This window comes from Geodermatophilus amargosae (assembly GCF_900116515.1).
Taxonomy (GTDB): Bacteria; Actinomycetota; Actinomycetes; order Mycobacteriales; family Geodermatophilaceae; genus Geodermatophilus; species Geodermatophilus amargosae.
This window is the reverse complement of record NZ_FPBA01000018.1, coordinates 63,373-87,129: the sequence shown is the minus strand read 5'-3', so window position 1 is coordinate 87,129 and position 23,757 is coordinate 63,373. Positions and strand designations below refer to the sequence as shown.

27 protein-coding genes and 1 pseudogene are annotated in these 23,757 nt (G+C 76.0%); 18 read left to right on the top strand and 10 right to left on the bottom strand.

Features of this window, described 5'->3' with window-relative positions; all coding sequences use genetic code 11:
- The first annotated feature begins 102 nt into the window (after positions 1-102).
- The 6 genes from BM414_RS20340 to BM414_RS20315 all read left to right on the top strand — a co-directional run bounded on the left by BM414_RS20340 (position 103) and on the right by BM414_RS20315 (position 6,259).
- Positions 103-1,125, top strand: a complete 1,023-nt coding sequence (locus tag BM414_RS20340) for an iron ABC transporter substrate-binding protein (RefSeq protein ID WP_093582367.1) — start codon at positions 103-105, stop codon at positions 1,123-1,125.
- A 92-nt stretch (positions 1,126-1,217) separates the two neighbouring features.
- On the top strand, positions 1,218-2,735 hold the full coding sequence (locus BM414_RS20335) for an ABC transporter permease (protein ID WP_093582459.1): 1,518 nt from the start codon (positions 1,218-1,220) through the stop codon (positions 2,733-2,735).
- Positions 2,732-3,796 carry an ABC transporter ATP-binding protein gene (locus tag BM414_RS20330; RefSeq protein ID WP_093582365.1) on the top strand — a complete coding sequence of 355 codons (1,065 nt, stop codon included), beginning with the start codon at positions 2,732-2,734 and terminating at the stop codon, positions 3,794-3,796. The genes BM414_RS20335 and BM414_RS20330 overlap by 4 nt, the downstream gene beginning before the upstream one ends.
- A 65-nt stretch (positions 3,797-3,861) precedes the next feature.
- Positions 3,862-4,665, top strand: coding sequence for an aldolase/citrate lyase family protein (locus tag BM414_RS20325; protein ID WP_093582363.1), 804 nt, complete (start codon positions 3,862-3,864; stop codon positions 4,663-4,665).
- Entirely contained in the window at positions 4,662-5,519 is an 858-nt protein-coding gene (locus BM414_RS20320) for an NAD-dependent epimerase/dehydratase family protein (protein WP_093582361.1), read from the top strand. The genes BM414_RS20325 and BM414_RS20320 overlap by 4 nt, the downstream gene beginning before the upstream one ends.
- Entirely contained in the window at positions 5,516-6,259 is a 744-nt protein-coding gene (locus BM414_RS20315; protein WP_245784863.1) for a glycosyltransferase, read from the top strand. The genes BM414_RS20320 and BM414_RS20315 overlap by 4 nt, the downstream gene beginning before the upstream one ends.
- On the opposite strand, the gene BM414_RS20310 is transcribed toward BM414_RS20315, so the two are convergent.
- Positions 6,195-7,628 (bottom strand): glycosyltransferase family 39 protein, encoded by a 1,434-nt coding sequence (locus tag BM414_RS20310; RefSeq protein WP_245784862.1) that lies wholly within the window; start codon positions 7,626-7,628, stop codon positions 6,195-6,197. The genes BM414_RS20315 and BM414_RS20310 overlap by 65 nt on opposite strands.
- A 177-nt stretch (positions 7,629-7,805) precedes the next feature.
- Here BM414_RS20310 and BM414_RS31860 point away from each other — a divergent pair.
- The 4 genes and pseudogenes from BM414_RS31860 to BM414_RS20295 form a co-directional block, all read left to right on the top strand.
- Positions 7,806-7,880 (top strand): annotated as a pseudogene (locus BM414_RS31860) (hypothetical protein); the annotation flags it as partial.
- Between the two features lie 53 nt (positions 7,881-7,933).
- Positions 7,934-8,137 carry a DUF559 domain-containing protein gene (locus BM414_RS30995; protein ID WP_245784861.1) on the top strand — a complete coding sequence of 68 codons (204 nt, stop codon included), beginning with the start codon at positions 7,934-7,936 and terminating at the stop codon, positions 8,135-8,137.
- 119 nt (positions 8,138-8,256) lie between these two features.
- A complete protein-coding gene (locus tag BM414_RS20300) occupies positions 8,257-9,279 on the top strand; it encodes a DUF222 domain-containing protein (protein WP_175551706.1) in 1,023 nt (340 codons plus the stop codon).
- A gap of 65 nt (positions 9,280-9,344) precedes the next feature.
- Positions 9,345-9,683 carry an HNH endonuclease signature motif containing protein gene (locus tag BM414_RS20295; RefSeq protein ID WP_093582357.1) on the top strand — a complete coding sequence of 113 codons (339 nt, stop codon included), beginning with the start codon at positions 9,345-9,347 and terminating at the stop codon, positions 9,681-9,683.
- 16 nt (positions 9,684-9,699) lie between these two features.
- Here BM414_RS20295 and BM414_RS20290 read toward each other — a convergent pair whose 3' ends face one another.
- Positions 9,700-10,281, bottom strand: a complete 582-nt coding sequence (locus BM414_RS20290; RefSeq protein WP_175551705.1) for a DUF6328 family protein — start codon at positions 10,279-10,281, stop codon at positions 9,700-9,702.
- A gap of 146 nt (positions 10,282-10,427) precedes the next feature.
- Here BM414_RS20290 and BM414_RS20285 point away from each other — a divergent pair, with 146 nt between their 5' ends.
- Positions 10,428-10,658 (top strand): hypothetical protein, encoded by a 231-nt coding sequence (locus BM414_RS20285; protein WP_245784860.1) that lies wholly within the window; start codon positions 10,428-10,430, stop codon positions 10,656-10,658.
- A 6-nt stretch (positions 10,659-10,664) separates the two neighbouring features.
- On the opposite strand, the gene BM414_RS20280 is transcribed toward BM414_RS20285, so the two are convergent.
- A complete protein-coding gene (locus tag BM414_RS20280) occupies positions 10,665-10,922 on the bottom strand; it encodes a hypothetical protein (protein WP_139245962.1) in 258 nt (85 codons plus the stop codon).
- Between the two features lie 82 nt (positions 10,923-11,004).
- On the opposite strand from BM414_RS20280, the gene map reads away from it, so the two are divergent.
- Positions 11,005-11,787 (top strand): type I methionyl aminopeptidase, encoded by a 783-nt coding sequence (gene map / locus BM414_RS20275; RefSeq protein WP_245784859.1) that lies wholly within the window; start codon positions 11,005-11,007, stop codon positions 11,785-11,787.
- Between the two features lie 6 nt (positions 11,788-11,793).
- Here the strand turns inward: map and BM414_RS20270 are convergent, their stop codons facing one another.
- The 5 genes from BM414_RS20270 to BM414_RS20250 form a co-directional block, all read right to left on the bottom strand.
- Positions 11,794-12,975 (bottom strand): aromatic acid exporter family protein, encoded by a 1,182-nt coding sequence (locus tag BM414_RS20270; RefSeq protein ID WP_093582349.1) that lies wholly within the window; start codon positions 12,973-12,975, stop codon positions 11,794-11,796.
- Between the two features lie 93 nt (positions 12,976-13,068).
- Positions 13,069-13,575, bottom strand: a complete 507-nt coding sequence (locus tag BM414_RS20265; RefSeq protein WP_093582347.1) for a PGPGW domain-containing protein — start codon at positions 13,573-13,575, stop codon at positions 13,069-13,071.
- 52 nt (positions 13,576-13,627) lie between these two features.
- Positions 13,628-14,173: a hypothetical protein gene (locus BM414_RS20260; RefSeq protein WP_093582345.1), complete on the bottom strand. Its 546-nt coding sequence runs from the start codon at positions 14,171-14,173 to the stop codon at positions 13,628-13,630.
- Positions 14,174-14,274: 101 nt separating this feature from the next.
- Complete coding sequence (locus BM414_RS20255; protein ID WP_093582344.1) at positions 14,275-14,544, bottom strand: DUF2277 domain-containing protein; 270 nt, start codon at positions 14,542-14,544, stop codon at positions 14,275-14,277.
- 65 nt (positions 14,545-14,609) lie between these two features.
- Positions 14,610-15,230: a hypothetical protein gene (locus BM414_RS20250; RefSeq protein WP_093582342.1), complete on the bottom strand. Its 621-nt coding sequence runs from the start codon at positions 15,228-15,230 to the stop codon at positions 14,610-14,612.
- Between the two features lie 85 nt (positions 15,231-15,315).
- Here BM414_RS20250 and BM414_RS20245 point away from each other — a divergent pair, with 85 nt between their 5' ends.
- The 6 genes from BM414_RS20245 (at position 15,316) to eutC (ending at position 22,777) form a co-directional block, all read left to right on the top strand.
- The gene (locus tag BM414_RS20245; protein ID WP_093582340.1) at positions 15,316-15,711 is read left to right on the top strand and encodes a hypothetical protein; all 396 of its coding nucleotides are present in this window, start codon (positions 15,316-15,318) and stop codon (positions 15,709-15,711) included.
- A gap of 37 nt (positions 15,712-15,748) precedes the next feature.
- Positions 15,749-16,630 carry an SDR family NAD(P)-dependent oxidoreductase gene (locus tag BM414_RS20240; RefSeq protein WP_093582338.1) on the top strand — a complete coding sequence of 294 codons (882 nt, stop codon included), beginning with the start codon at positions 15,749-15,751 and terminating at the stop codon, positions 16,628-16,630.
- Positions 16,631-16,740: 110 nt separating this feature from the next.
- A complete protein-coding gene (gene eat / locus BM414_RS20235) occupies positions 16,741-18,219 on the top strand; it encodes an ethanolamine permease (protein WP_175551704.1) in 1,479 nt (492 codons plus the stop codon).
- Positions 18,220-18,259: 40 nt separating this feature from the next.
- Positions 18,260-20,569 (top strand): penicillin acylase family protein, encoded by a 2,310-nt coding sequence (locus BM414_RS20230; protein WP_093582336.1) that lies wholly within the window; start codon positions 18,260-18,262, stop codon positions 20,567-20,569.
- 43 nt (positions 20,570-20,612) lie between these two features.
- Positions 20,613-22,028 carry an ethanolamine ammonia-lyase subunit EutB gene (locus BM414_RS20225; RefSeq protein ID WP_093582334.1) on the top strand — a complete coding sequence of 472 codons (1,416 nt, stop codon included), beginning with the start codon at positions 20,613-20,615 and terminating at the stop codon, positions 22,026-22,028.
- Positions 22,029-22,045: 17 nt separating this feature from the next.
- The gene (gene eutC / locus BM414_RS20220; RefSeq protein WP_245784858.1) at positions 22,046-22,777 is read left to right on the top strand and encodes an ethanolamine ammonia-lyase subunit EutC; all 732 of its coding nucleotides are present in this window, start codon (positions 22,046-22,048) and stop codon (positions 22,775-22,777) included.
- 3 nt (positions 22,778-22,780) lie between these two features.
- Here the strand turns inward: eutC and BM414_RS20215 are convergent, their stop codons facing one another.
- Together BM414_RS20215 and BM414_RS20210 are read right to left on the bottom strand one after the other, a co-directional pair.
- Positions 22,781-23,215, bottom strand: coding sequence for a nuclear transport factor 2 family protein (locus tag BM414_RS20215; protein WP_093582332.1), 435 nt, complete (start codon positions 23,213-23,215; stop codon positions 22,781-22,783).
- 60 nt (positions 23,216-23,275) lie between these two features.
- Positions 23,276-23,671, bottom strand: coding sequence for a nuclear transport factor 2 family protein (locus tag BM414_RS20210; protein ID WP_163475728.1), 396 nt, complete (start codon positions 23,669-23,671; stop codon positions 23,276-23,278).
- Between the last annotated feature and the right edge of the window lie 86 nt (positions 23,672-23,757).

Here is a 23,757-nt window from a genome sequence, read left to right as displayed (position 1 = left end):
GCCGGGGGGCGGGGACTCATCGGCGCCCGCGCCGCCACGCGTCTGTTTAGGTGTGCCTACCCTGGGCTGCCAGGACAGTCGTCGACGTCTCTTGGAGGACCCGTGACCAGGCCCGCCCGGGTGAGCGCTGCCGCTCTCACCGCCGTCTGCCTCGCCGGTGCGCTGGCCGGCTGTGGGAGCGCGGGGGCCTTCGACGCCGACACGCTCACCGTCTACAGCGCCCAGCACGAGAGCCTCGTGCGCACGATGCTCGAGGGATTCACCGAGGAGACCGGCATCGAGGTGGAGTTCCGCGACGGCAACGACGCCGAGCTCGCCAACCAGATCGTGCAGGAGGGCGAGGCCTCACCGGCCGACGTCTTCCTCACCGAGAACAGCCCGTCGATCGCCGTGCTCGACCGGGAGGGGCTGCTGGCGCCGCTGGACCGGGCGACGCTCGACCAGGTCAGCGAGCAGTTCCGGCCGTCGTCGGGCACCTGGACCGGGTTCGCCGCCCGGTCCACCGTGCTCGTCTACGACCCGACCGCGCTGGCCGAGGACGAGCTGCCGGCCTCGATCCTGGAGCTTGCCGACCCGGCGTGGGAAGGCCGCATCGGCATCGCCGCCGGCGGGGCGGACTTCCAGGCGATCGTCGCCGCGGTCCTGGCGCTGCAGGGCGAGGAGGCCACCCGGGCGTGGCTGGAGGGCCTGGAGCGCAACGCCGGCGTCTACCAGAGCAACAGCGCGGTCATGGTGGCCGCCGACGAGGGCGAGATCGACGCCGGCGTCATGTACCACTACTACTGGTACCGCGACCAGGCCGAGGGCGGCCTCAAGGGCGACGACGCGCGGCTGCACTTCTTCGGCGGACAGGACGCGGGCGCCTTCCTCAGCGTCTCCGGCGCCGGCGTCCTCGCGTCCTCCGACCAGCCCGAGGACGCGCAGCGGCTGGTCGCCTGGCTGACCGGACGCGAGGCGCAGGAGCAGCTGGCCGAGAGCACGGCGCTGGAGTACGCGGTCGGCACGGGCGTCGCCTCGGCCGAGGCGCTGCCCCCGCTGGACGGCCTGGGCGCGCCGGCCGTCGACCCCGGCTCCCTCGACCAGGACCGGGTCACCGAGCTCATGCAGGAGGTGGGACTGCTCTGAGCCTCGTCCCGCCCTCCGCTCCCCCCGGTCCCGCGACCCCGGCTGCGCCGGCGTCGCGGGGTCGGCGCGCGCCCGCGGTGCGCCGCTCGCCGGTGACGGTCCTGCTGGCCGTCGCCGTGGCGGCACTCGCGCTGCTGCCCCTGGCGCACATCGTGGTGGCCGCGGTCGACGTCGGCTGGAGCGGGGTCGCGGAGCTGGTGTTCCGGCGGCGGGTGGCCGACCTCCTGGGCAACACCCTCCGGCTGGTGGCCGGTGCCGTCGCCGTGTGCACGGTGCTCGGCGTGGGCGCGGCCTGGCTCGTGGAGCGCACGGCCCTGCCCGGCCGCCGGGTGTGGCACGTGCTGCTCGTCGCGCCCCTGGCCCTGCCGGCCTTCGTCAGCAGCTCGGCGTGGATCTCCCTGCTGCCCGGGCTGGACACCTACGGCGGCGCCCTCCTCGTGGTGTCGCTGGCCTACGCGCCGTTCGTCTACCTGCCCGCGGTCGCCGCCTTCCGCGGCCTGGACCCGGCGCTGGAGGAGACCGCCCGGGGCCTGGGCCTGTCCAGCTGGGCGGTCTTCCGGCGGGTGCAGCTGCCCCAGCTCCGGGTGGCCGTGCTCGGCGGGGCCCTGCTGGTCGCGCTGCACGTGCTCGCCGAGTTCGGCGCCCTGGCGATGCTGCGCTACCCGACCTTCACCACGGCCGTCTACGACCAGTACCGGGCCACGTTCAACGGCCCGGCCGCCACCATGCTGGCCGGGGTCCTCGTGCTGCTGTGCCTCGTGCTGCTCCTGGCCGAGATCCGGCTGCGCGGTGCCCGCGGCTACGCCCGCACCGGGGCCGGTGCCGCCCGGTCGCCGCGCCCGGTCCGCCTCGGGCTGCTCACCGGTCCCGCCCTGGTGGCCCTGGCGACGGTGGTCGGGCTGTCGCTGCTGGTGCCGCTCGCCGCGCTGGTGTCCTGGTTCGCGACCGGCACCTCGGCGCGGGTCGACTGGGCGGCCCTGGCCACCACCACCGGGACGACGCTCGCCCTCGCCGCCGGGGCCGCGGCGGTCACCACCGCGCTGGCCCTGCCGACGGGCTGGCTCGCCGTCCGCCGCCGGGGACCGCTGGCCACCCTGCTGGAGCGCACCACCTACCTGGGCAGCGCGGTGCCGGCGATCGTCGTGGCCCTCGCGCTCGTGACGGTCAGCATCCGGCTGCTGCCGGGCCTCTACCAGACGGTCCCGGTGCTCCTGGCCGCCTACGCCGTCCTCTTCCTGCCCCGGGCGATCGTCACGGTGCGCGCGGCGGTCGAGCAGTCGCCCCCGGTGCACGACGACGTCGCGGCCTCCCTCGGCGTCTCGTCGCCGGCCCGGCTGTGGCGGGTGACCCTGCCACTGCTGGCCCCCGGGATCGGGGCGGGGGCGGCGCTGGTGTTCCTGGCGGTGGTCACCGAGCTCACCGCCACGCTGCTGCTCGCACCCACCGGCACCGAGACCCTGGCGACGGCGTTCTGGTCGGCCAGCAGCGCCCTGGAGTACGGCGCCGCCGCGCCCTACGCCGTCGTCATGGTCCTGCTCTCGGCACCGGCCACGGTGCTCCTCTCCCGCGATCCCTCCTCCCGTGACGTCCGACGAGGTCTGACCACATGAGCGCGCTGACCGTCACCGGCCTGGCCAGGTCCTACGGCCGCACCCCGGTGCTCACCGGGGTGGACCTGCACGTCCCCACCGGGACGACGACCGCGCTGCTGGGTCCCTCCGGCTGCGGGAAGACGACGCTGCTGCGCATCGTGGCCGGCTTCGACGACCCCGACGCCGGCACGGTCGAGCTGGGCGGCCGGGTGGTGGCCGGCGCCGGCCGCGGGGTGCCCGCCCGGCGGCGCGGCATCGGGTTCGTGCCGCAGGAGGGCGGGCTGTTCCCGCACCTGAGCGTGGCCGGCAACGTCGCCTTCGGGCTGCCCCGCCGGCTGCGCCGGGACCGAGCGCGGATCGCCGGGCTGCTCGCCCTGGTGGGCCTCGACGCCGCGCTCGCCGACCGCGCGCCGCACCAGCTCTCCGGCGGCCAGCAGCAGCGGGTCGCGCTGGCGCGTGCGCTGGCACCCGAGCCGTCGCTGGTGCTGCTCGACGAGCCGTTCTCCTCCCTCGACGCCGCGCTGCGGGAGGACACCCGCCGCGCCGTCGTGGACGCGCTGCGGACCACGGGCGCGACCGCCGTGCTCGTCACCCACGACCAGGCCGAGGCGCTGTCGACCGCCGACCAGGTGGCGGTCATGAGGAGCGGCGCCCTCGCCCAGCTCGCCGACCCGCGGACGCTCTACCGCGAGCCCCGCGACCTGGACGTGGCGGCCTTCGTCGGGGAGGCCGTGGTCCTCGACGGGGTGGCCACCGGCGGCCGCGTGGCCTCCGAGCTGGGGGAGCTGGCCCTGGGCCGGCCCTGTCCGGACGGCCCCGTCCGGGTGCTGCTGCGCCCCGAGCAGCTGCGGCTGGCGGGCGGTCCCGGGGTCCCCGCGCGCGTGTGCGGGGTGGACTTCTACGGACACGACGCGCGGATCGAGCTGCAGCTGTCCTCGGGGCTGCGGGTCAGCGCGCGGGCCGAGGGCGCTGACCTGCCGGTTCCCGGGTCCGACGTGACCGTCGCCGTCCAGGGCGCGGCGGTGCCGTTCCCGGCCGCCCCGGCGGTGGGCCGTCCGGAGGTCCCGGCACCCGCCTGACGCCGCGACGGCCCGGGGACACCTGGACGCAGGCGGTGGGTTAGGTGTGCCTAAGCTCACGACCCGTGGACCTCCTCCTCTTCACCGTGGACCCCGCCTGGGGACGCGACGTGGTCGCGGCCGGCGCGGCCGGGATCGTCGTCGACTGGGAACGCCGCGGGAAGCACCGCCGGCAGGCCGGCGAGGGCACCCAGATCAACGCCGACACCCTCGAGGACCTCGTCCGCATGCGGGCGGCCACCGACGGCCGGCTGCTGTGCCGGGTCAACGCCGCCGGCCCGTGGACCGCGCGGGAGGTGGCCGACGCCGTCGCGGCGGGGGCCGACGAGGTCCTGCTGCCGATGGTGCGCACGGCCGAGGAGGTCGACCGCGCGCTGGACCTGGTCGCCGGCCGCTGCGGGCTGGGCATCCTCGTGGAGACGCAGGACGCCGTCGACCGGGTCGCCGACCTCGCCCGGCGGCCGCTGTCGCGGATCTACGTCGGGCTCAACGACCTGCGCATCGACCGGCGGTCGCAGGAGCTGTTCCGGCCCCTCGTCGACGGGACCGTCGACGCCGTCCGCGCCGCCGTCGGGATGCCCTTCGGCGTCGGCGGGCTGACCCTGCCCGGCGGCGGGTTCCCCGTGCCCGGGATGCTGCTGGCCGCGGAGCTGGTCCGGTTGCGCACCGACTTCACCTTCCTCCGCCGCTCGTTCACCGCGGACATGGCCGGGCGCGACCCTGCCGTCGAGGTGCCGCGGCTGCTCGCGGCGCTGGCCGACCTGTCCGGCGCCGACGCGGGGACCGCGGCGCAGCGGCGGGCGGGGTTCGTGGCGGCGGTCGAGGGTGCCGCGGCCGTCGACCGGCTCCGGGTCGCCCAGCCGGCGTGAGCGGCCGGGCGCTGGTCACCGGCGCCGGCGGATTCGTCGGCGGTCACCTGGTGGCGCGGCTGCGGGCCGACGGCTGGGACGTCACCGGGCTGACCCGCGCCGACGTCGACCTCGCCGACCCGGTCGCCGCCGCGGCCGCGGTGCGGGCCGCCGACCCCGACGTCGTCTTCTCCCTGGCGGCCGGCCGCGCGAAGGCGACCCCCGCCGAGCGCGCCGCCACGGTGGCGGTCAACACCAGTCCGTGGCTGGTCGACGCCCTGCCCGGGCGCTGCCGCGCGGTCGTCCGCCTCGGCTCGTCCACCGAGTACGCCGCGGGGCAGCGACCGCTGGACGAGGACGCCCCCCTGCGCCCCCGCGGCTTCTTCGGCGCCACCAAGGCGGCCGGGTCCCTGCTGCTGCAGGCGTCCGCCGCCGAGCGGGGCGTGCGGGCCACGGTGCTGCGCGCGTTCCAGGTGTACGGGCCCGGCGACCACCCGACCCGGCTGGTCCCGGTCGTGCTCGCCGCCGCGCGCACCGGCGCGACGGTGCCCCTCCCGGCCGGGGTCAGCCGGCGGGACTGGGTGTGGGTCGGGGACGTCGTCGACGCCTGCGTGCGGGCCGCGCTCGCCGACGACCTCCCCTCCGGCGCCGTGCTCAACGTCGGCACCGGCGTGCAGACCGGGGTGGCCGAGCTCGTCGCCGTCGCCGAACGGGTCACCGGCCGGCCGATCGGCACCGCGCCCGGTGCCCACCCGGGCCGGCACTGGGACACCGCGGACTGGGTGTGCGACCCCCGCGCGGCGCGTGCACTGCTCGGGTGGGAGCCGACGGTCGACCTCGAGGAGGGGCTGGCGCGCACGTGGGAGGCGGGGTGAGCGGTCCCCGCGTGGCCGTCGTCGTCCCCGTGTACGGCAACCAGGCGACGCTGCGGCCGCTGGCGGCGCGGCTGGCGGCGGCGCTCGCGGGCCGGGACTGGCGGCTGCGGATGGTGGTCGACGCCTCGCCCGACGGCAGCCTCGCGGTCGCGCGGGAGCTCGCGGCGGCCGATCCGCGGGTGGCCGTCACCGCCCTGGAGGTCAACGTCGGCCAGCACCGGGCGCTGGCCACCGGGCTGCAGGCCGAGGACGCCGACGTCTGGGTGTGCCTGGACGCCGACCTGCAGGACCCGCCGGAGGCGGTGCCGGCCCTGCTCGACCGGCTGGCCCGGGGCGACGTCGGCGCGGTCTTCGCCGGCCGCCGGGGGCGCTACGAGTCGCCGGTGCGGCGGGTGACCGGCGAGGTGCACCGGCGGGTGGCCGCCCGGCTGACCGGCCTGCCGCCCGACGCCGGCGCCTTCCTCGCCCTCGGGCCCGCGGTGCGCGACGCCGTCGTGGCGGCGGTGCTGGCCGGGTCCGCGCCCAGCGTCGTGCTCGCGGCCGGCCTGACCGGCACCCCGCTGGCCAGCGTGCCGGTCGCGCGGGACCGCCGGCCCGAGGGGGTCTCCGCGTGGACCGGCCGCGCCCGGCTGCGGCAGTCGCTGCGGTCGCTGGCCTGGGCGGTGACGCGCCGGGTCAGCCGGTCCAGAGCTGGACGACCAGGTCGGTCTTCGACGCCGGGAGCTCCCAGGTCCGGGTGAGGGACAGGCCGGCGCCGGTGAGGACGGCGTCGTCGTCGGTGGGCACCGGCTGCCCGTCGATCAGGCGCCGGACCAGCCAGACGCGGTCGGCGTCGGCGGGGGCGTCGTCGGGCGGCAGGACCACGTCGGGACGCAGCCGGGGTCCCTCGGTGCGGACGAAGTGGTCGAGCCCGAGCGCCGCGCGCTGGTCGGCCGCCACCACCGGCTCACCGGGGCGCTGCTCCTCCAGCAGGAGGGCGACGACGTCGTCGGAGCGCTCCCGCGGCTCCCGGACGGCCAGCGGCGCGCTCGCCACGAGGGACAGGCCGACCAGTGCGGCGGCCACCGGCGTCCGCGCGCCGCGGGGCAGCGCGGTCACTCCGGCCGCGGCCAGGACGCCGAGCCCGAGCAGCCCGGCCAGCAGGTAGCGGGGCAGGTACACCGGCCGGACGGTCTCGGCGGCCAGCAGGAGGAGCATCGGCACGAGCACCCAGCAGACGCCGACCACCCGCATCCCGGCACCGCGCAGTGCGCCGACCACGGCGAGGCCGACGGTCAGGTAGAGCAGGGGAGTGCGGCCCCCGGCCCACGCCTCGACGGCGAGGTCGGCCAGGGTGCCGCCGGTGTCCCGCAGGTGCTCGGCGTTGCGCGCGCCGGTGCCGTTGAGCAGATTGACCCCGATCAGGCCCCCGACCGGCAGGGCGGCCAGCGCGCCGACGACGGCCACCCGGACGGCCGCGCGGCCGCGGAGCAGCAGCGCCGCGACGACGAAGGCGGCCAGCACCGTGACGGCGTACCAGTGCATCAGGCCCATCGCCGCGCCCGCGAGGCCGAACAGCGGCAGCCCGCGCCCGTCCTGCAGCCACCGGGCCAGGCCCAGCAGTGCCCCGCCGGTGGCCAGGACGGCGAGCCCGTAGCTGCGGGCCTCCACGGCCTGCTCGAGCAGCAGCGGGGCGGTGGCGGGGACGAGGCCGGCCAGGACGCCGGCCGCCCGGCCCGCCAGCCGGGTGACCGCGCGCGTGACGAGCGCCAGGCCACCGGCGGTGGCCAGCACCGACAGCACCCGCAGGGACGTGTCGCCCCCCAGGCCGGGCAGCGAGACCCACAGGTGGGCGACGAGGTAGTAGGGCGCGTTGTACGAGGGCGGGACGTCGGCGAGGTAGTCGGTGACGCCCTCACCGGTGGTGATCGCACGCGTGATGTCGGCGAGCGGGCGGCGGGCGACCTCGGCGGAGAACGCCTCGTCGAACCAGAGCCCGTGACCCGGGGAGAGCAGCACCGCGCAGAGCAGCACCAGCCCTGCCGGGGGGACCAGCTCGACGGGGGACCAGCGCTGCGTCGTGGTGTGGGGCGCGGGCGTCTCCGCCGTCCGGTCCGCCGTCGCGCTCACGGGCACGAAGGGTAGGCGTACCTGACCCGGTGCCGACGTGTCGGTGGGGAGGCGCAGCATGGCGGCGTGCACGGGAGGGCGGACCCGACGGCGGGGCCGGGCCCCGCGCCGGCGCCGTCGTCGGAGGTCGTGGCGGCGCGCTTCCGGCGGCAGGGCCGGCACGACACCCGGCCCGAGATGGCCGTGCGGCGGCGGCTGCACGCCCGCGGCGTCCGCTACCGCGTGGACGTGCGGCCCTGCCGCGAGACGCGGGCCCGCGGCGACCTCGTGTGGAAGGGCCGGCGGCTGGTCGTGTTCCTCGACGGGTGCTTTGGCACGGCTGCCCGGAGTGCGGGCACCTGCCGAAGACGAACGGTGCGTGGTGGGCGGCGAAGCTGGCGGCCAACGCCGCGCGCGACCGCCGGGCCGACGCCGTCCTCACCGGGCTGGGGTGGCGGGTGCTGCGCTTCTGGGAGCACGAGGACCCCGACGGCGTCGCTGACGCCGTCTGCGCCGCCCTCGACCGCTGACCCCGGCCGAGGAGGGGCCCTCGCGCGTTTCCTGATCACGCATCCGTGCTGGTCGGGGGCTGGGTTTGTCGTACCCCGCCTCTAGGTTGCAGGTGTGTCGGGGGGGCGGGATGGGGTCGGTGGACGAGGCGCCGCCGGCTGCCCCGCGGCTGGACGAGGCGTTGGCGGTCGGGTCGTGGTCGGTCGAGCAGAAGGCCACGGAGTTGGAGCGGCTGCAGGCGCACCGGTCGGCGATCGCGGCGTTCGAGTGCCGGCTGATCGCCGAGCTGGCCGGGGACCGCGCCGACTTCTTCGCCACCGCCGCCGAACGCAGGGGAGGTGAGCAGTCGGCGTCGTGTTCGGAAGACGGGCTCGCCGGGGTCGGCGAGTTCTTCGTCGACGAGCTCGCCCAGGTCCTGCGCTGCTCGGTCACCGAGGCCTCCGTCCGCGCGGAACTGGCGCTGCTGCTGACCCGTCACCTGCCGGCCACCTGGGCGGCGTCGGCCGAGGGGCGCATCGACTGGCCGCGGGCGCGGGCGGTCGCCGCAGAGCTGTCCGAGCCGGTGCGCCGCGGCGACCGGACGGCGGTGGTCGCAGCGGTCGAGGCCCTCGTGCTGCCCCGGGCGATGGACCTGGGTGTTCAGGCGCTGCGCGCGGCGGTGCGCCGCGCGCTGACCCGCCTGGACGAGGGTGCGGCCGAACGCCGCCGCCGTGAAGCCCGTCAGTGCGCCGATGTGCGCGTGCGCCCGATTGGCGACGGGATGTCGGAACTGGTGGCCCTGCTGCCGCACGAGAAGGCCGTCGTCATCCGGGACGCCGCCGACGCCCACGCGAGGATGGCCAAGGAGACCGGCGATCCCCGCCCGATCGGCGTCATCCGTGCGGAGGTCCTCACCGACCTGGTACTGCGCCCCTGGGACGATTCCCGCCCGCCGGTCACCGCCCACCTGACCGTGCACGCTCCACTACTGGCGCTCGAGGGCCGCGCCGGCGGAGAGCCGGCCGAAATCGACGGCCAGCCGATCACCGCCGCTCACCTGCGCGACCTCCTCGAGCGCTTCGACTCGCTGTGCCCCGGCGGGCTGCGGGCACGGCCGGTGGCAGCGTCGACGTCGCCCTCACCGACCCCGTCAGCGGCCGGCTGCGCGCGGTCGTGCCCATGAGGGAACTCCGCCTCCTCGCACGACACGGCTGCCCCGACCATCCCTCGGACAGGTGCGAGTGCCCGGTGCTGGACCGACCGGCGGCCACCGATGACTACCGGCCCGGGCGCGCGCTACACCGGTTCGTCACCACCCGCGATCGCACCTGCCGCATGCCCGGCTGCCGCGTCCGGGCCGGGCACGCCGACCTCGACCACGTCCTGCCGCACCCCGAGGGCGCCACCGACTGCACCAACCTGTGTTGCCTGTGCCGCCGGCACCACCGCCTCAAGACCCACGCCCGCGGGTGGCGCTTCGACATGGACCGCGATGGCGTCCTCACCGTGACCACACCCACCGGCATCACCCGGGTGACGAGACCGCCGGGCCTCCGCGAGCCGTCGACGGAGACGCCGCCGTTCTGATCCGCGTGGAACGCCGTCAGCCGTCGGTGCGGGCACCGCGGGCGCGCTGCAGGGCCGGGCTGCCGATCCACAGCCAGCCGAGCAGCGCCGCGACGACGCCGCCGGTGACCAGCGCCTGGGGGAGGGCGAAGAGGAAGTCGACCACCAGCACCACCGCGGCGACGATCGCGACGGCCAGCACGCACAGGCCCAGGAAGGCGAGGCGGTTGCTGCGCCGCAGCAGGTCCTCCTTGTCGTGCTGCCGGAACAGCGCACGGTGCTGGGCGGCCGGGGCGATGAGCAGAGCGGTGGCGGCGACCGCGGCGACGAGGGTCACGAAGTACACGTCGCGCTGGAAGTCGGTGGCCCGCTCCGTCGCCTGCTGGAACGGCACCACCAGCAGGAACGCGAAGAGGAACTGCACGCCCGGCAGCGCGACCCGCAGCTCGTTGAGCAGCTCCATGAGCTCCCGGTCGACCCGCTCGGCGTGGGACTCGTCCCGGCCGTCGGCTCCGCGCCGGTCCTCCCCGGTGTCCCGGTCCCGGGTCGCAGCAACCGGCTGCGCGCCCCGTCGTGCCCGCTGAGCAGAGCCCGTCGTCGTCATGCCCGTGGTCGTCATGTCCGTGGTGCTCCCTCCGGATGCCGGCCTCCCCCGGGGCCCCGCGACCCCGGCCGTTCCGCGGCCGTATACCCGCCGGCCACCTGGTGATCACCTGGGAACGGCCCGGTGCCGGGTAGGGGACTGCCATGTCGATGTGGGAAGCGATGACGCCGAACAGCCACCGCCCGGACGACGAGATCGCCGCCGCGGACCCCGGTGCGGGCGCGCCACCGCCGGCCGAGGGCTTCGGCGTCGGCGGCGAGGAGCCGGACCGGCCCGAGCAGACCGGCGGGTCGCCGGCCGGTGCTGACGCGTCCCCGCCCGGTGCCGACGGCCAGGACACCGTCTTCCGGACGCCGGACCCCGCCGACGTCCGGCGCGAGCCCGGCGCCTGAGGACGGCTAGATCAGCGGGCTGGGCGCCGACGCGGGGCCCTCGTCGGGCTGGTCGGCCTCGCGCAGGTCGTGGGCGGCGCGCACCCGGGCGGCGGGGTAGACGTCGACGGCGCCGTCGGCACCCTCGAGGTAGCACCAGCCGTCGGCGAACAGGACGTGGCAGTCCTCGTACACCTCGCGCGCCGTCGGGAGGCCGCCGGGCTCGGCGATCTCGATGCGGCCGGCTCTGTGCCACTGCCCGGGCCTGATCCTGCGGAAGTCCATGGCGGCCACCGTGGCACCGGCTGCACGTCCCCGGCCAGTCCACGGCGTCCCGGACCGTCGGGTGTCTCGTACCGTCGGCGGCGTGGACCTGACCGTTCTGCCGCAGCGGACCGCCGACGAACTCGACGCCATGCGCGCCGCCGGGCGCGTGGTGGCGCAGACGCTGGCGGCGGTCCGGGCGGCGGCGGCCCCCGGGGTGAAGCTGCGCGAGCTCGACGACCTCGCCAAGACCACGATGTACGAGGCGGGCGCGACGTCGTCGTTCCTGGGCTACAAGCCGTCGTGGGCGCCGACGGCCTACAACGGCGTGCTCTGCCTGTCGCCCAACGAGGTCGTCGTGCACGGCCGGCCCAGCGGCCAGCGGCTCAAGGACGGCGACCTGCTCAGCGTGGACTGCGGCGCGGTCGTCGACGGCTGGAACGGCGACGCGGCGTTCTCCGTCCTGGTGGGGGAGCGCACCTCCGACGAGGACGCCCGGCTGGTCAGGGCGACCGAGGAGGCCCTCGCCGCGGGCATCGCCGCCGCGGTGCCGGGCGCGACGCTGCTCGACGTCGCCCGGGCCGTCGACGCCGTCGCCCGCCGGTACGGCTACGCGCACCTGCCCGACCACGGCGGGCACGGCATCGGCCGGTCGATGCACGAGCCGCCGTTCGTGCCCAACCAGCCGCTCGCCGGGCTGGACCGCGTGCGCCTGCACGCCGGGAGCACGCTGGCGATCGAGCCGATGCTGCTGGCCGGCGGCGGGCGCTACCGGCACAAGAAGGACGGCTGGGCGGTGGTCACCGCCGACGGCCGCCGCGCCGCGCACGTGGAGCACACCGTGGCGGTCACCGACGACGGCCCGGTCGTCCTCACCGCCGCCTGAGCCCGCTCACCTGCGCCGGTGCCGGGTCACCGCCCGGCGGAACGCCCGCCGCTGCGCCCCGGCCAGCGGCGGCGGCGCCCACGTCGCCGACGGCGGGTGCAGCGCGGTCCCCAGCTCCACCCGCAGCAGGTCCATCGCGTCGAGCAGGCTCCCGTGCTGCGACCAGGCGGCCGCGTCGGCGCGGGGGTCGACGAGGAGTGCGTCGGCCAGCCGGCCGCGCAGCTCGAGCAGCGTCCCCACGCGGGTGGCGTCGACGTCGGCCGGCGACACGGTGCCGACGGCCACCGCTCCGGCGTCGCGGAGAGTCGCCGCGACGGCGCGCAGGACGTCGGCCAGCGCGGCCCGCGCGGGCAGCGACCAGGCCTCGCCGGCGTCGTCCTCGGGCACGAAGTAGGTGCGGTCCAGCAGCACCCGGGCGACGTTGCGCAGGGAGACGTGGACGCGCTCGAGCGCGGTGAGCGTGTTGCGCAGCCGGGGCTGGGCGTCGCGGGCCGCCCTCCCGCGCGGGTTGAGGCGGGCGCTCTCCTCGGTGCGGGCGAGGTGGCGGTCGGCCCGGGCCACCTCCGTCCCGAGCCCGCGGGCGCGGTCGAGCAGGGCGTCGGTGAGGCGGCGTGACCACGGCCCTCCCAGCGCGGCCGCGAGGTCCTCGCAGAAGCCGGCCATGCGCTCGGCCAGCTCCGCGATCGCCTCGCCGGCCGGCTGCACGTAGAGCGGCGGCGCGACCAGCAGGTTCACCAGGACGCCGACGGCCGCGCCGATGAGCGTCTCGGTGATGCGGCCCAGCGCCGCGTTCTCGGCTCCGCCCACGGCGAGCACGAGCATCGCGCTGATCGGCACCTCGGCCAGGTGCGGCCCGAGCCGCAGCAGCCGGCCGACCACCAGCGAGAGCCCGACGACGAGCCCGAGGCTCCACCAGGTGAGCCCGACGACCGAGGCGAACAGCACCGCGATGAGGACCCCCGCGGTGACGCTCGCGACCCGTTCCCAGCCGGTGGCCAGCGTCTCGTACAGGGTCAGCTGCACGACCAGGAGCGCGGTCAGCGGGGCGAGGATCGGCGAGCTGGTGGTGTCCAGCCAGGTCGCGATCTGGAACGCCACCACGGCGGCCAGCACGGTCTTGGCGGTGCGCAGGCCGGGGGTGCGGCCACGCCGTACCAGCCGGGCACGCAGCGCACGGCGTCCGGCCACGGAGCCAGTGTTCCCGCCACCCGGGCCCGGACGCGCGCCGGCCGCCGTCCGCGGGTGCGGACGGCGGCCGGAGGAGCGCGGACCAGTGGCGGATCAGCCGAGGCCGAGTGCGGTGGTCGCCCGGTTGACGAGGTCGAAGTGGCCGACCGCCCAGAACACCGCCCCCGCGGCAGCGAGCCCGCCCACGGTGACGGCCAGCGAGCTGACCGGGTGCTGCTTGGCGTGCCGCCACGCCGAGACCGCCTTGCGGCGGAAGGAGGCGAAGAGCCGCCGCGCCCAGTCGAACTCCGTGGACCACACCCACAGCCCGGCGAGGACCGGCGGGATGGTGAGCGGCCCGGGCAGCACCGTGAGGGCCACGCCGAGCACCACGAGCAGCAGGCCGACGACGAAGACGCCGATCCGGTACGCCATGTGCAGGGTCGGGTTCTGCCGCATGCGGTCGCGCCACGACCCGGGCTTCACCGGCCGCGGCTTGCCGAGGCCGTCGGTGCAGTGGGCGCAGCGGGTGGCGCCGGTGCCGCCGCCGGTCGTGCCGGGGTGCTGCTCGCTCACCGTGTTGCCGGTGAACGTCGTGCTGCGGGTGTCGGTACGGGACACGGGTTCCTCACTGGAGTTCGGAACGGACGACCGGGCCGGCGGCCCAGGACGCTCAGCGGCGGGAGACGCCCCTGATGACCTCGCTGGCGCGCTGCTGCTCACCGGCGTAGGAGCTGACGACGACGAGCGCGCCGGTGAGGGCCGGGATGACCCACTGCAGCGAGTCGAGCTGCTCCTGCGCGGCGGCGATCTCGGCCTTGGTGCGCTTGGTGGGCTTGGTGCCCGACCGGGACGAGGGGTTGCTGGCGCCGCTGCCGGTGCCGTTCACGACCTGGCCCAGCGAGCGGCTGTAGGCGGTGACGCCGAGCGCGGCGGCGGTGAGCAGGGTCTTGAGCGCGGACATGCTCGCCACGCCCTCCTGCTGGGAGATGCGGCCGCGGTTGCCGATGAGCTGGCCGACGCTGCCCACGAGGTGGGCGCCGATGGCGACGGCGTTGACCGGCGTCCACCGGTTCCAGCCGGCGTTGGCGACCTTGCCGGTGTCCTTGCCGGCCTCGCCGGCGGCGGGGTTCAGGGCGACGGCGTTGGCGAGCGTGCCGCCGAACCAGGCGGACAGGCCGAGGTCGTGCAGGGCGCGGGACACGGTGTTGCGGGCCATCAGGACTCTCCTCGGGGAAGTGGACGGGAGCCCGCCACCTACCCGCTCAACCCGAGGCCATGCCCACAGGCAGCAGGTGGATCGCGCGCAACGGGCCGCGCTCAGCGGGCGTAGCGCACCGCTGCCCGGGCCCGTGCCTTCTCTGCCTCGACCTCGCGGTCCTTCGGCGGCGCCGTCGTCACCAGGGCGGCGAGCAGCCGGGCGGAGGCGGCGGCCACCTCGGCGACGGCGCGGTCGAAGGCCTCGGCGTTGGCCCGGGACGGGTGGGTAGCACCGCTGATCTTGCGGACGTACTGCAGCGCCGCGGCCTGGACCTCGTCCTGGGTCGCCGGCGGCTCGAAGTTCGACAACGGGCGGATGTTGCGGCACATGCGCGGCAGCGTAGGACCGAGGAACGACAGCGGGGCCCCGTCCGCGACGGGGCCCCGCGGTGCGCTCAGAAGCCGGCGCGGTCGACCCTGCGGTGGTAGCGCGTGCCGAGCTTCCCGCCGAGCAGGGCGCCGGCCAGCGTGGCCACCAGGATCGCTCCCAGCGTGATGATCCCGGCGGTGGTCGCGGTGCCCTCGTCGATCGGGATGCGCGGCAGGTCCAGCTGCCGCAGCACGTTGTACTGCGAACCGAGCACGGCGCCGGCGACGGCCAGCAGGACCACCACGAGCAGCCCGACCAGCCACACCGCCAGCCCCTGGCGGATGCCGTCGAAGCGCGCCATGCGGCCGGCCACGTAGCCGCCGGCGAGGTAGGCGAGGAACAGCACGACGAGCACGGCGATCGCGCCGCCGAGCCCGATGCCGGCGGCCTGGTCGGTGGCCTCGCCCACCGTGTCGACGCCCCGGGCCAGCCCGAGCCCGACGCCGGCCGCCGAGACGAGCGCGACCAGGACGACCGCGAGCCCGTTGGCCGACAGCCACCCGAAGAACGCGGCACCCCACTTGGTCCCGCCGAAGCGGTCGCGCTGGGCGGCGATGGCGTCGCGGCCCGGGCCGCGGGTGGCGTGCGACCCCTCCGTGGTGACGGTCGCGTCGTGGTCGTGGTGGGTGCGGTCGCTGCTCGCCATGGGACCTCCTCGTCGCTGGGGTGCTGGTCAGGCGCGTACCCCGCCGCCGCGCGACCATGGACGGGGTCACCCGGGAGGAGGACGCGTGAGGGTCCTGCTCGTCGACGCCGCCAACGTCGTGGGCGCCCGGCCGGACGGCTGGTGGCGCGACCGCGCGGGCGCCACCGGCCGGCTCGTGGGCCGCCTGGCCGCACCCCTGACGGGCGACGACGTGCCCGCCGTCGACGAGGTGGTCGTCGTGGTCGAGGGGGCGGCGCGCGACGTGCCGGCGCCCGCCGGCGTCCGGCTGGTACGGGCCCCCGGCAGCGGCGACGACGCGCTGGCCGCGGAAGCCGCCGCCCTCGCCGCCGCCGGCCGGGCGGTGCTCGCGGTGACCGCCGACCGGGGCCTGCGCGCCCGGCTGCCCGCGGGGACCGACGTGCGCGGGCCCGGCTGGCTTCTCGGCGTACTCGATCGCATGGCGTGCAACCGACCGGGGTAGCCGGGGAGCGACCCCCCGATCGAGGAGACGTCCCCGCATGCCCCAGACCGTGCTCATCACCGGTGCCTCCAGCGGCATCGGCCGCGCCACCGCCCGCCTCTTCGCCCAGCGCGGAGCGGCGCTCGTGCTGCTCGCGCGGGGCCGCGAGGCGCTCGAGGAGACCGCTGCCGAGGTGCGCGCCGAGGGTGCCGCCGACGTCGTCGTCTGCCCGGCCGACGTGCTCGACGAGGGCGCGCTGGGCACCGCCGTCGAGGGCGCCGTCACGCGCTTCGGCAGCCTCGACGTCGTAGTCCACTCCGCGCAGGTCATCGCCTACGGGCGCATGGAGGACGTGCCCAAGGAGGTGTTCGAGCGGGTGGTCGACACCGCCCTGCACGGCACCGCCAACCTCGCCCGCGTCGTCCTGCCGGTGTTCCGCAGCCAGGGCGAGGGCCACCTGGTGGTCGTCAGCTCGCTGCTGGCGTCGGTGGCCACGCCGCTGATGGGCAGCTACATCGCCGCGAAGTGGGGCCAGCTCGGCATGATCCGCGTGCTGCAGCAGGAGACGCGCGACGTCCCGGGCATCCACGTGTCGGCCGTGGCGCCCGGCGGCGTCAACACCCCGATCTACTCCCAGGCCGGCAGCTACATCGGGCTCAAGGGCCGCCCGCCGATCCCGATCTACTCGCCCGAGCGCGTGGCCCGCTCGGTCGTGGCGCGCCTGGACAAGCCGCGGCGGCTCGTCCAGTCCGGCTTCGCCAACCCGGTCGTCATCCTCGGTTTCCGGCTCTTCCCCGCGGTGTACGACGCCCTCGTCGGGCCGCTGCTGCGGGTGTTCGCCCTCGCCGACGACCAGAAGACGCCGCCGACCGAGGGCAACGTCTTCGAGTCCAGGCCGGCCGGGAACGCCGAGGAGGGCCGCTGGCACGGCATCCCCTGAGTCCGCGGTGTGAACGGCCTGTTGCTGCTCGCGCAGGCCGTTGACCTGGTGTGCGGCGCGGGACCAGGCTGGCCCTCCCCGCCGTCGGCGGGCCGACCTCGGGAGCCCGCATGACCGCCGATCCCAGCGCCGATCACAGCGCCCGATCCGCACCGACCCGGCCGGCCCACGCGGGGGTGGAGGCCGAGCGGGTGGAGGCCGGCTACCTCGAGAAGCGCCGGCTGCGGACCGGGACGGCCGGCTGGCTCCTGCTGGCCGGGCTCGGCGTCTCGGCGGTCATCTCCGGTGACTACGCCGGGTGGAACTTCGGCCTGGCCGAGGGCGGCTTCGGCGGCCTGCTGATCGCCACCGTGCTCATGGCGGTCATGTACACGGCGATGGTCTTCGGGCTCGCCGAGCTCGGCTCCGCGCTGCCGACCGCGGGCGGGGGCTACACCTTCGCCCGGCGCGCGCTCGGCCCGTGGGGCGGCTACGCCACCGGCGTCGCGGTCCTCATCGAGTACGCCATCGCGCCCGCCGCGATCGCCACGTTCATCGGCGCCTATGTCGAGTCCCTCGGGCTGTTCGGCATCACCGACGGCTGGTGGGTCTACCTCGCCGTGTACGCGCTGTTCATCGGCATCCACCTGATGGGCGTCGGCGAGGCGCTCAAGGCGATGTTCGCCGTCACCGTCGTCGCCCTGGCGGGGCTGGTGGTCTTCCTCGTCGGCGCCGTTCCGCAGTTCGACGCAGGCAACCTGCTCGACATCGCGCCCACCGACGCCGCCGGCGCCTCGTCCTTCCTGCCCTACGGGCTGATCGGGGTCTGGGCGGCGTTCCCCTTCGCGATCTGGTTCTTCCTCGCCGTGGAGAGCGTGCCGCTGGCCGCCGAGGAGGCCCGCGACCCGGCCCGGTCGATGCCGCGCGGGATCGTCGCGGCGATGGGCCTGCTCGTCGTCCTGGCCGTCCTCATGCTCGTGTTCACCCCCGGCGCGGCCGGGTCGGCGGCCATCGCGGAGTCGGGCAACCCCCCGGTCGACGCGCTGGCCGCCGCCGGCGTCTCCGAGGGCCTGACCCGGGTGGTCAACTACGCCGGCCTGTTCGGGCTGGTGGCCAGCTTCTTTTCGATCATCTACGCGTACTCGCGGCAGACCTTCGCGCTCTCCCGCGCCGGCTACCTGCCGCGCGCCCTGTCGGTCACCAACGCCCGCAAGGCGCCGGCGCTGGCGCTGCTCGTGCCCGGCGCGATCGGCTTCGCCCTCTCGCTCACCGGCCAGGGCGCGATGCTGCTCAACATGGCCGTCTTCGGGGCGACGGTGTCCTACGTGCTGATGATGGTCAGCCACATCGTGCTGCGCCGCCGCGAGCCCGACCTGCCGCGCCCGTACCGGACGCCGGGCGGGACCGCGACCACCGGGATCGCCCTCGTGCTCGCGGCCGCCGCGGTCGTGGCCACCTTCCTCGTCGACCGGACCGCCGCGCTGTGGACGCTCGCCGCGTACGTCGTCTTCCTGGCTTGGTTCGCGCTCTACAGCCGCCACCACCTGGTGGCCTCCGCGCCGGAGGAGGAGTTCGAGTTGCTCGCCGCCGCCGAGGACGACGTCCGCTGAGGGGGCGCACGGGCACCCGGCCCGACGGAGAGGAGTCCCCGTGGCCGAGCAGGAGTTCGTCGTCGAGGGTCTGACCGAGGACGTCGAGATCCTCGTCGACGTCTGGGGCGTGCCGCACCTCTACGCCGGCTCGCGCGACGACGTCCACCTCGCGCAGGGGTTCAACGCCGCCCGGGACCGGCTCTGGCAGATCGACCTGTGGCGCCGCCGGGGCAACGGGCTGCTCAGCGAGGTCCTCGGCGGGGCCTTCGTCGAGCAGGACCGGGCCAACCGGCTGTTCCGCTACCGCGGCGACATGCGCGCCGAGTGGCTGGCCTACGGCACCGCGATGCGGGCAGTGGTCACCGCCTTCACCCGTGGGGTGAACGCCTACGTGCGCTGGGTGCTCACGCACCCCGAGCACCTGCCGCCGGAGTTCCGCGTGCACGGCTTCCTCCCGGCGGAGTGGGACCCGGAGGACGTCGTCCGGTTCCGCACCCACGGCCTCTTCTACAACGTCGAGCAGGAACTGGCCCGGGCGCTGACCCTGCGCGACGCCGGCCCGGAGGTGGAGGAGGTCCGGCACGCCCGGGAGCCCGCCGACCCGCTCCTGCTCCCGGACGGCACCGACCTCGCGCTGCTCGCCGACGAGGTGCTGCGGGTCCACCGCCTGGCGTTCTCCCCGGTGGACCTCGGCGGCGTGCCGGCGCCGGGGGAGTGGCAGGCGGCGTCGGCCGGCAGCAACAACTGGGTGGTGTCCGGCTCCCGGACGGCAACCGGCCGGCCGCTGCTGGCCAACGACCCGCACCGTGCGGTCGGGCTGCCCTCGTTGCGCTACCTCGCCCACCTGGACGCCCCGGGCATGAGCGTCATCGGGGCGGGCGAGCCGGGACTGCCGGGCATCTCCATCGGGCACAACGGCACGGTCGCGTTCGGGCTGACGATCTGGCCGGCCGACTCCGAGGACCTCTACGTCTACGAGCTCGACCCCGCCGACCCGGGCCGGTACCGCCACGGCGACGGGTGGGAGGCGTTCACCCGCGAGACCGACCGCATCGCCGTCGCCGGTTCCGACCCGGTCGACGTCGAGCTCCTGTACACGCGGCACGGGCCGGTCGTGCACACCGATCCGGAGCGCGGGTTCGCCGTCGCGGTGCGGGCGGTGTGGCTGCAGCCGGGGACGTCGCCCTACCTGGCCAGCCTCGAGTACCAGACGGCGGCCGACGCGGACGGCTTCGTCGAGGCGCTGTCGCGCTGGGGCGCGCCGGGGGTCAACCAGGTCTACGCCACCGTCGACGGCGACATCGGCTGGCAGGCGAGTGCGCTCGTGCCGCGGCGGGTCGGCTGGGACGGATCACTCCCGGTGCCCGGCGACGGCCGCTACGAGTGGGACGGGTTCGCGCCGGCCGAGGAGCTCCCCGGCGTCCGCAACCCCGAGGCCGGCTGGTTCGCCACCGCCAACCAGGAGAACCTGCCCGCCGACCACGACCCGGGGCTGCCGATCACCCACGACTGGTACTCCCCGGCGCGCTACGAGCGGCTCGCGGAGTGGCTGGCCCACGACGACGCGGTCAGCGTCGAGACCAGCTGGCGCATGCAGTGGGACGCGGTCAGCGTGCACGCCTTGCGGGTCTGCGCCGCCCTGGCGCCGGTCGACGGTGGGGAGGTGCGTGACCGCGACGTGCTCGAGCGGCTGCGCGGATGGGACGGCGAGGAGTCGGTCGACTCGTTCGAGGCGCTGGTGTTCGAGGTGTGGCTGCGCCGGCACCTCCGGCCCTGGCTGCTCGAGGAGCTGCTCGACCGGGAGGGTGTCGACGACCGCGCGACCGCGCGGCGGACGGTGCTGCGGGACGAGTCCATGGACTCCGACCTCCGTGGCGACCTGCGGATGCTCGCCGCGTACCGGGACGACGGGAACCGGCTCACCGCGGGCGCCGACGCGACCCTGCGCGCTGCACTGGAGGAGATCGAGGGGCTGCTGGGCCCCGACCGTTCGGGATGGTCGTGGGGCCGGGTGCACCACACCCGGCTGGTGAACACCGCCCTCGTGGGCGCCGAGGACCTGCCCGTCGAGTGGGGAGAGCTGGGGCCGGTGCCGCGTGCCGGGAGCGGTGACACGGTCGGGATGACCGGCTACGGTCCGGACTTCCGGCAGACGATGGGCTCGACCTTCCGCATGGTGCTGGACGTGGGGGAGTGGGACAGCAGCCGGGCGATCAACTCGCCCGGGCAGTCCGGCGACCCGCGCTCACCGCACCACCGCGACCTGTTCGAGCCGTGGGCGGCGGGCGGGGGCTTCCCGCTCGTCTACAGCCGGGCGGCGGTAGAGGCCCACGTCGGTACCCGGATCCGCCTGCGCGCACCGCGGTGACCGGCCCCGGACGCGGAGGCCCGCGACGACTGGAGGGCAGACGATGACCGTCCGCCGTACGACGCTCGGGGGGCGCACCCACGAGTTCCCGACCCTCGTCGAGCTCATGGCCAAGGCGACGCCGCTGCGCTCCGGTGACGTCCTCGCCGGCTGCGCCGCGGAGTCCGCCGCCGAGCGGGTGGCCGCGCAGACGGTGCTGGCCGACCTGCCGCTGGCCACCTTCCTCGACGAGCAGGTCGTCGGCTACGACGAGGACGACGTCACCCGGCTCGTCCTCGACACCCACGACGCTGCGGCGTTCGCGCCGGTCGCCTCCCTGACGGTGGGGGAGTTCCGCGACCGGCTGCTCGCGTGGGCGGCGGCCGGCGACGAGACGTCGATCAGCGCGCTGGCGCCGGGGCTGACGCCGGAGATGGTCGCGGCGACGTCGAAGCTCATGCGCAACGCCGACCTGGTCGCCGTCGGCCGGCGGACACGGGTGGTCACCGGGCTGCGCAGCACCATCGGCCTGCCCGGGACCCTGGCCTCGCGGCTGCAGCCCAACCACCCCACCGACGACCCGGTCGGCGTCACCGCCTCGATCCTCGACGGCCTGCTGCACGGGTCCGGCGACGCCGTCATCGGCATCAACCCGGCCACCGACTCACCGGCCCGCACGGTCGCGCTGCTCGACCTGGTCGACGCCGTCATCAGCCGGTACGGGATCCCCACGCAGTCGTGCGTGCTGGCCCACGTGACCACGACGCTGCGCGCCATGGAGCAGGGCGCCCCGGTGGACCTGGTCTTCCAGTCGGTGGCGGGCACGCAGGAGGCCAACCGCGGCTTCGGCGTCACCCTCGACCTGCTCGCCGAGGCCCGCGCGGGGGCGCTGGCCCTGGGCCGCGGCACCGTGGGGGACAACGTGACCTACTTCGAGACCGGACAGGGGTCGGCGCTCTCGGCCGGCGCGCACCTCGGCGTCGGCGGGCGGCCGGTGGACCAGCAGACGCTCGAGGCGCGCGCGTACGGGGTGGCCCGGCAGTTCCGGCCGCTGCTGGTCAACACCGTCGTCGGGTTCATCGGCCCGGAGTACCTCTACGACGGCAAGCAGGTGCTGCGCGCCGGCCTGGAGGACCACTTATGCGGCAAGCTGCTCGGCCTGCCGATGGGCGTCGACGTGTGCTACACGAACCACGCCGAGGTCGACGGCGACGACACCGACTCGCTCATGCTGCTGCTCGGCGCCGCCGGCTGCTCGTTCGTCATCGCCGTCCCGGGCTCGGACGACGTGATGCTGCACTACCAGTCGCTGTCGTTCTCCGACGTCCTCACCACCCGCTCGGTGCTCGGCCTGCGGGCGGCGCCGGAGTTCGAGGCGTGGCTGGCCCGGATGGACCTGCTCGGCGACGACGGCCGGGTGCGCGAGCTCGCCCCGGACGCACCGGCAGCGAAGGCACTCCTCGCGGCGGCGACCCCGTGACCGAGGGAGCGGCAGACGTGGCCATCTCTGTCGCCGGTGACGACCCGTGGGCGGTGCTGCGGTCGGCGACGCGGGCGCGGGTGGCGCTCGGCCGGGCCGGCGACGCGCTGCCCACGGCCCGCGAGCTGGAGTTCCGCGCGGCGCACGCCGCCGCGCGCGACGCCGTCCACTCGCCCCTGGACGTCGACCGGCTGCGCGCCGACCTCGACGGGGAGGTCCTGGTCGTCGCCTCCGCCGCGCCCGACCGGGCCACCTACCTGCAGCGTCCCGACCTCGGCCGGCAGCTCGCCGAGGGGACGACGCTGCCGGCGACCGGCGCCGACCTCGCGGTCGTGCTCGCCGACGGGCTCTCGCCGCGGGCGGTGCACGAGCACGGCCCGGGGCTCGCCGCCGCGCTGCTCGAGCGGCTGCCCGGCTGGTCGGCGGCGCCGCTGGTGGTCGCCACGCAAGCGCGGGTGGCGCTCGGCGACGCCGTCGGCGCGGCACTGGGCGTGCGCGCCGTCGTGGTGCTCATCGGGGAGCGACCGGGGCTGTCCTCGGCGGACTCCCTCGGCGCGTACCTCACCTGGGACCCGCGGCCGGGGCGGGTGGACTCCGAGCGCAACTGCGTCTCCAACGTCCGCCCGCCGCACGGGCTGTCCTACGCGCAGGCCGCCGACACCGTGGCCGCGCTGCTCGCCGGCGCCCGGGAGCTCGGCGCCTCGGGCGTGGCCCTGAAGGACGAGGGACCGGCGCTCCCGTCCGGCTGACGCTCAGGAGTAGAACGCGTCCACCGCGGCCTGGTCGGTGTACGCCGGCCAGAACTCGGCGACCCGGCCGTCCTCGAAGCGGGAGATGTGTGCGCCGAGGACGTCGAGCGTCCGGTCGCCGCGGTGCGCGGTGAGCCGGACGACGGCCACGCCGTCGGTGTCGTCGGCGCACGCCGATCGCAGCTCGGCCACCCGCAGGCTGCCCTCGGTCAGCTCGAGCACGCGGCGGAAGAGTGCGAAGACCTCGTCGATACCGGTGTGGTCACCACTGAGCAGGTTGCGCCCGGGCTCGTGCCACCGGACACCGGGCGTCCAGAGCTCGGCCAGGCGGTCGAGGTCCCCCTTGCCGAAGGCCTCGTAGCCCTCCAGCAGCACGGAGACGTTGGGGTGACCGGAACCCTCGCGCGTGCGCGTGAGGTCGGGGTGCTCGGTGCTCATGTCTGCCTCCTCGGGGCCGGCGCTCCCGTCCGGCTGAGCGGGAGCGCCGGTGCGAGCGGGTCAGCTCCAGAACGCGTCCCACACGACCGGTTCGAGCGGGGCGTTCCAGAACTCGACGGCCCGGCCGTCCGCGTCGAAGCGGGTGACGTGCGCGCACCGGGTGTCGAGGTGCCGGTCACCCCGGTGGGCGGTGAAGCGGACGAGTGCGGTGCCGTTCTCGTCGTCGGCGCACGTCAGCACCGCCTCGGCCCGCAGGCTGTTCTCGGTCATCTCCATCACCTGGCCGAACATCCCGAAGACGGCGTCCGGGCCCTGGTAGTCGCCGGCGACCGGGGAACTGCCGGGCTCGTGCCAGCGCAGGTCCTCGTGCCAGAACTCCCTCAGCGCGGCGAGGTCTCCCTTGTCGAAGGCCGTGTAGGCCTCCCGGAGCCGGGTGAGGTTGGTGTGGTCGGACACGGTGCTCTCCTCCCGCGGGTCGGGTTCCCCCGTGACGGGCACGAGCAGTGTCGACCCGGCTCCCGCGGCGGGGGGAGGAGCCCGTG

Bases quoted from the DNA above. Each gene is read 5' to 3' on its own strand.
- BM414_RS20215 (WP_093582332.1), bottom strand. From the start codon at position 23,215: ATGAGCACCGAGCACCCCGACCTCACGCGCACGCGCGAGGGTTCCGGT.
- BM414_RS20330 (WP_093582365.1), top strand. From the start codon at position 2,732: ATGAGCGCGCTGACCGTCACCGGCCTGGCCAGGTCCTACGGCCGCACC.
- BM414_RS20290 (WP_175551705.1), bottom strand. From the start codon at position 10,281: ATGACGACCACGGGCATGACGACGACGGGCTCTGCTCAGCGGGCACGA.
- BM414_RS20285 (WP_245784860.1), top strand. From the start codon at position 10,428: ATGACGCCGAACAGCCACCGCCCGGACGACGAGATCGCCGCCGCGGAC.
- BM414_RS20280 (WP_139245962.1), bottom strand. From the start codon at position 10,922: ATGGACTTCCGCAGGATCAGGCCCGGGCAGTGGCACAGAGCCGGCCGC.
- BM414_RS20255 (WP_093582344.1), bottom strand. From the start codon at position 14,544: ATGTGCCGCAACATCCGCCCGTTGTCGAACTTCGAGCCGCCGGCGACC.
- BM414_RS20240 (WP_093582338.1), top strand. From the start codon at position 15,749: ATGCCCCAGACCGTGCTCATCACCGGTGCCTCCAGCGGCATCGGCCGC.
- BM414_RS20250 (WP_093582342.1), bottom strand. From the start codon at position 15,230: ATGGCGAGCAGCGACCGCACCCACCACGACCACGACGCGACCGTCACC.
- BM414_RS20225 (WP_093582334.1), top strand. From the start codon at position 20,613: ATGACCGTCCGCCGTACGACGCTCGGGGGGCGCACCCACGAGTTCCCG.
- BM414_RS20260 (WP_093582345.1), bottom strand. From the start codon at position 14,173: ATGGCCCGCAACACCGTGTCCCGCGCCCTGCACGACCTCGGCCTGTCC.
- eat (WP_175551704.1), top strand. From the start codon at position 16,741: ATGACCGCCGATCCCAGCGCCGATCACAGCGCCCGATCCGCACCGACC.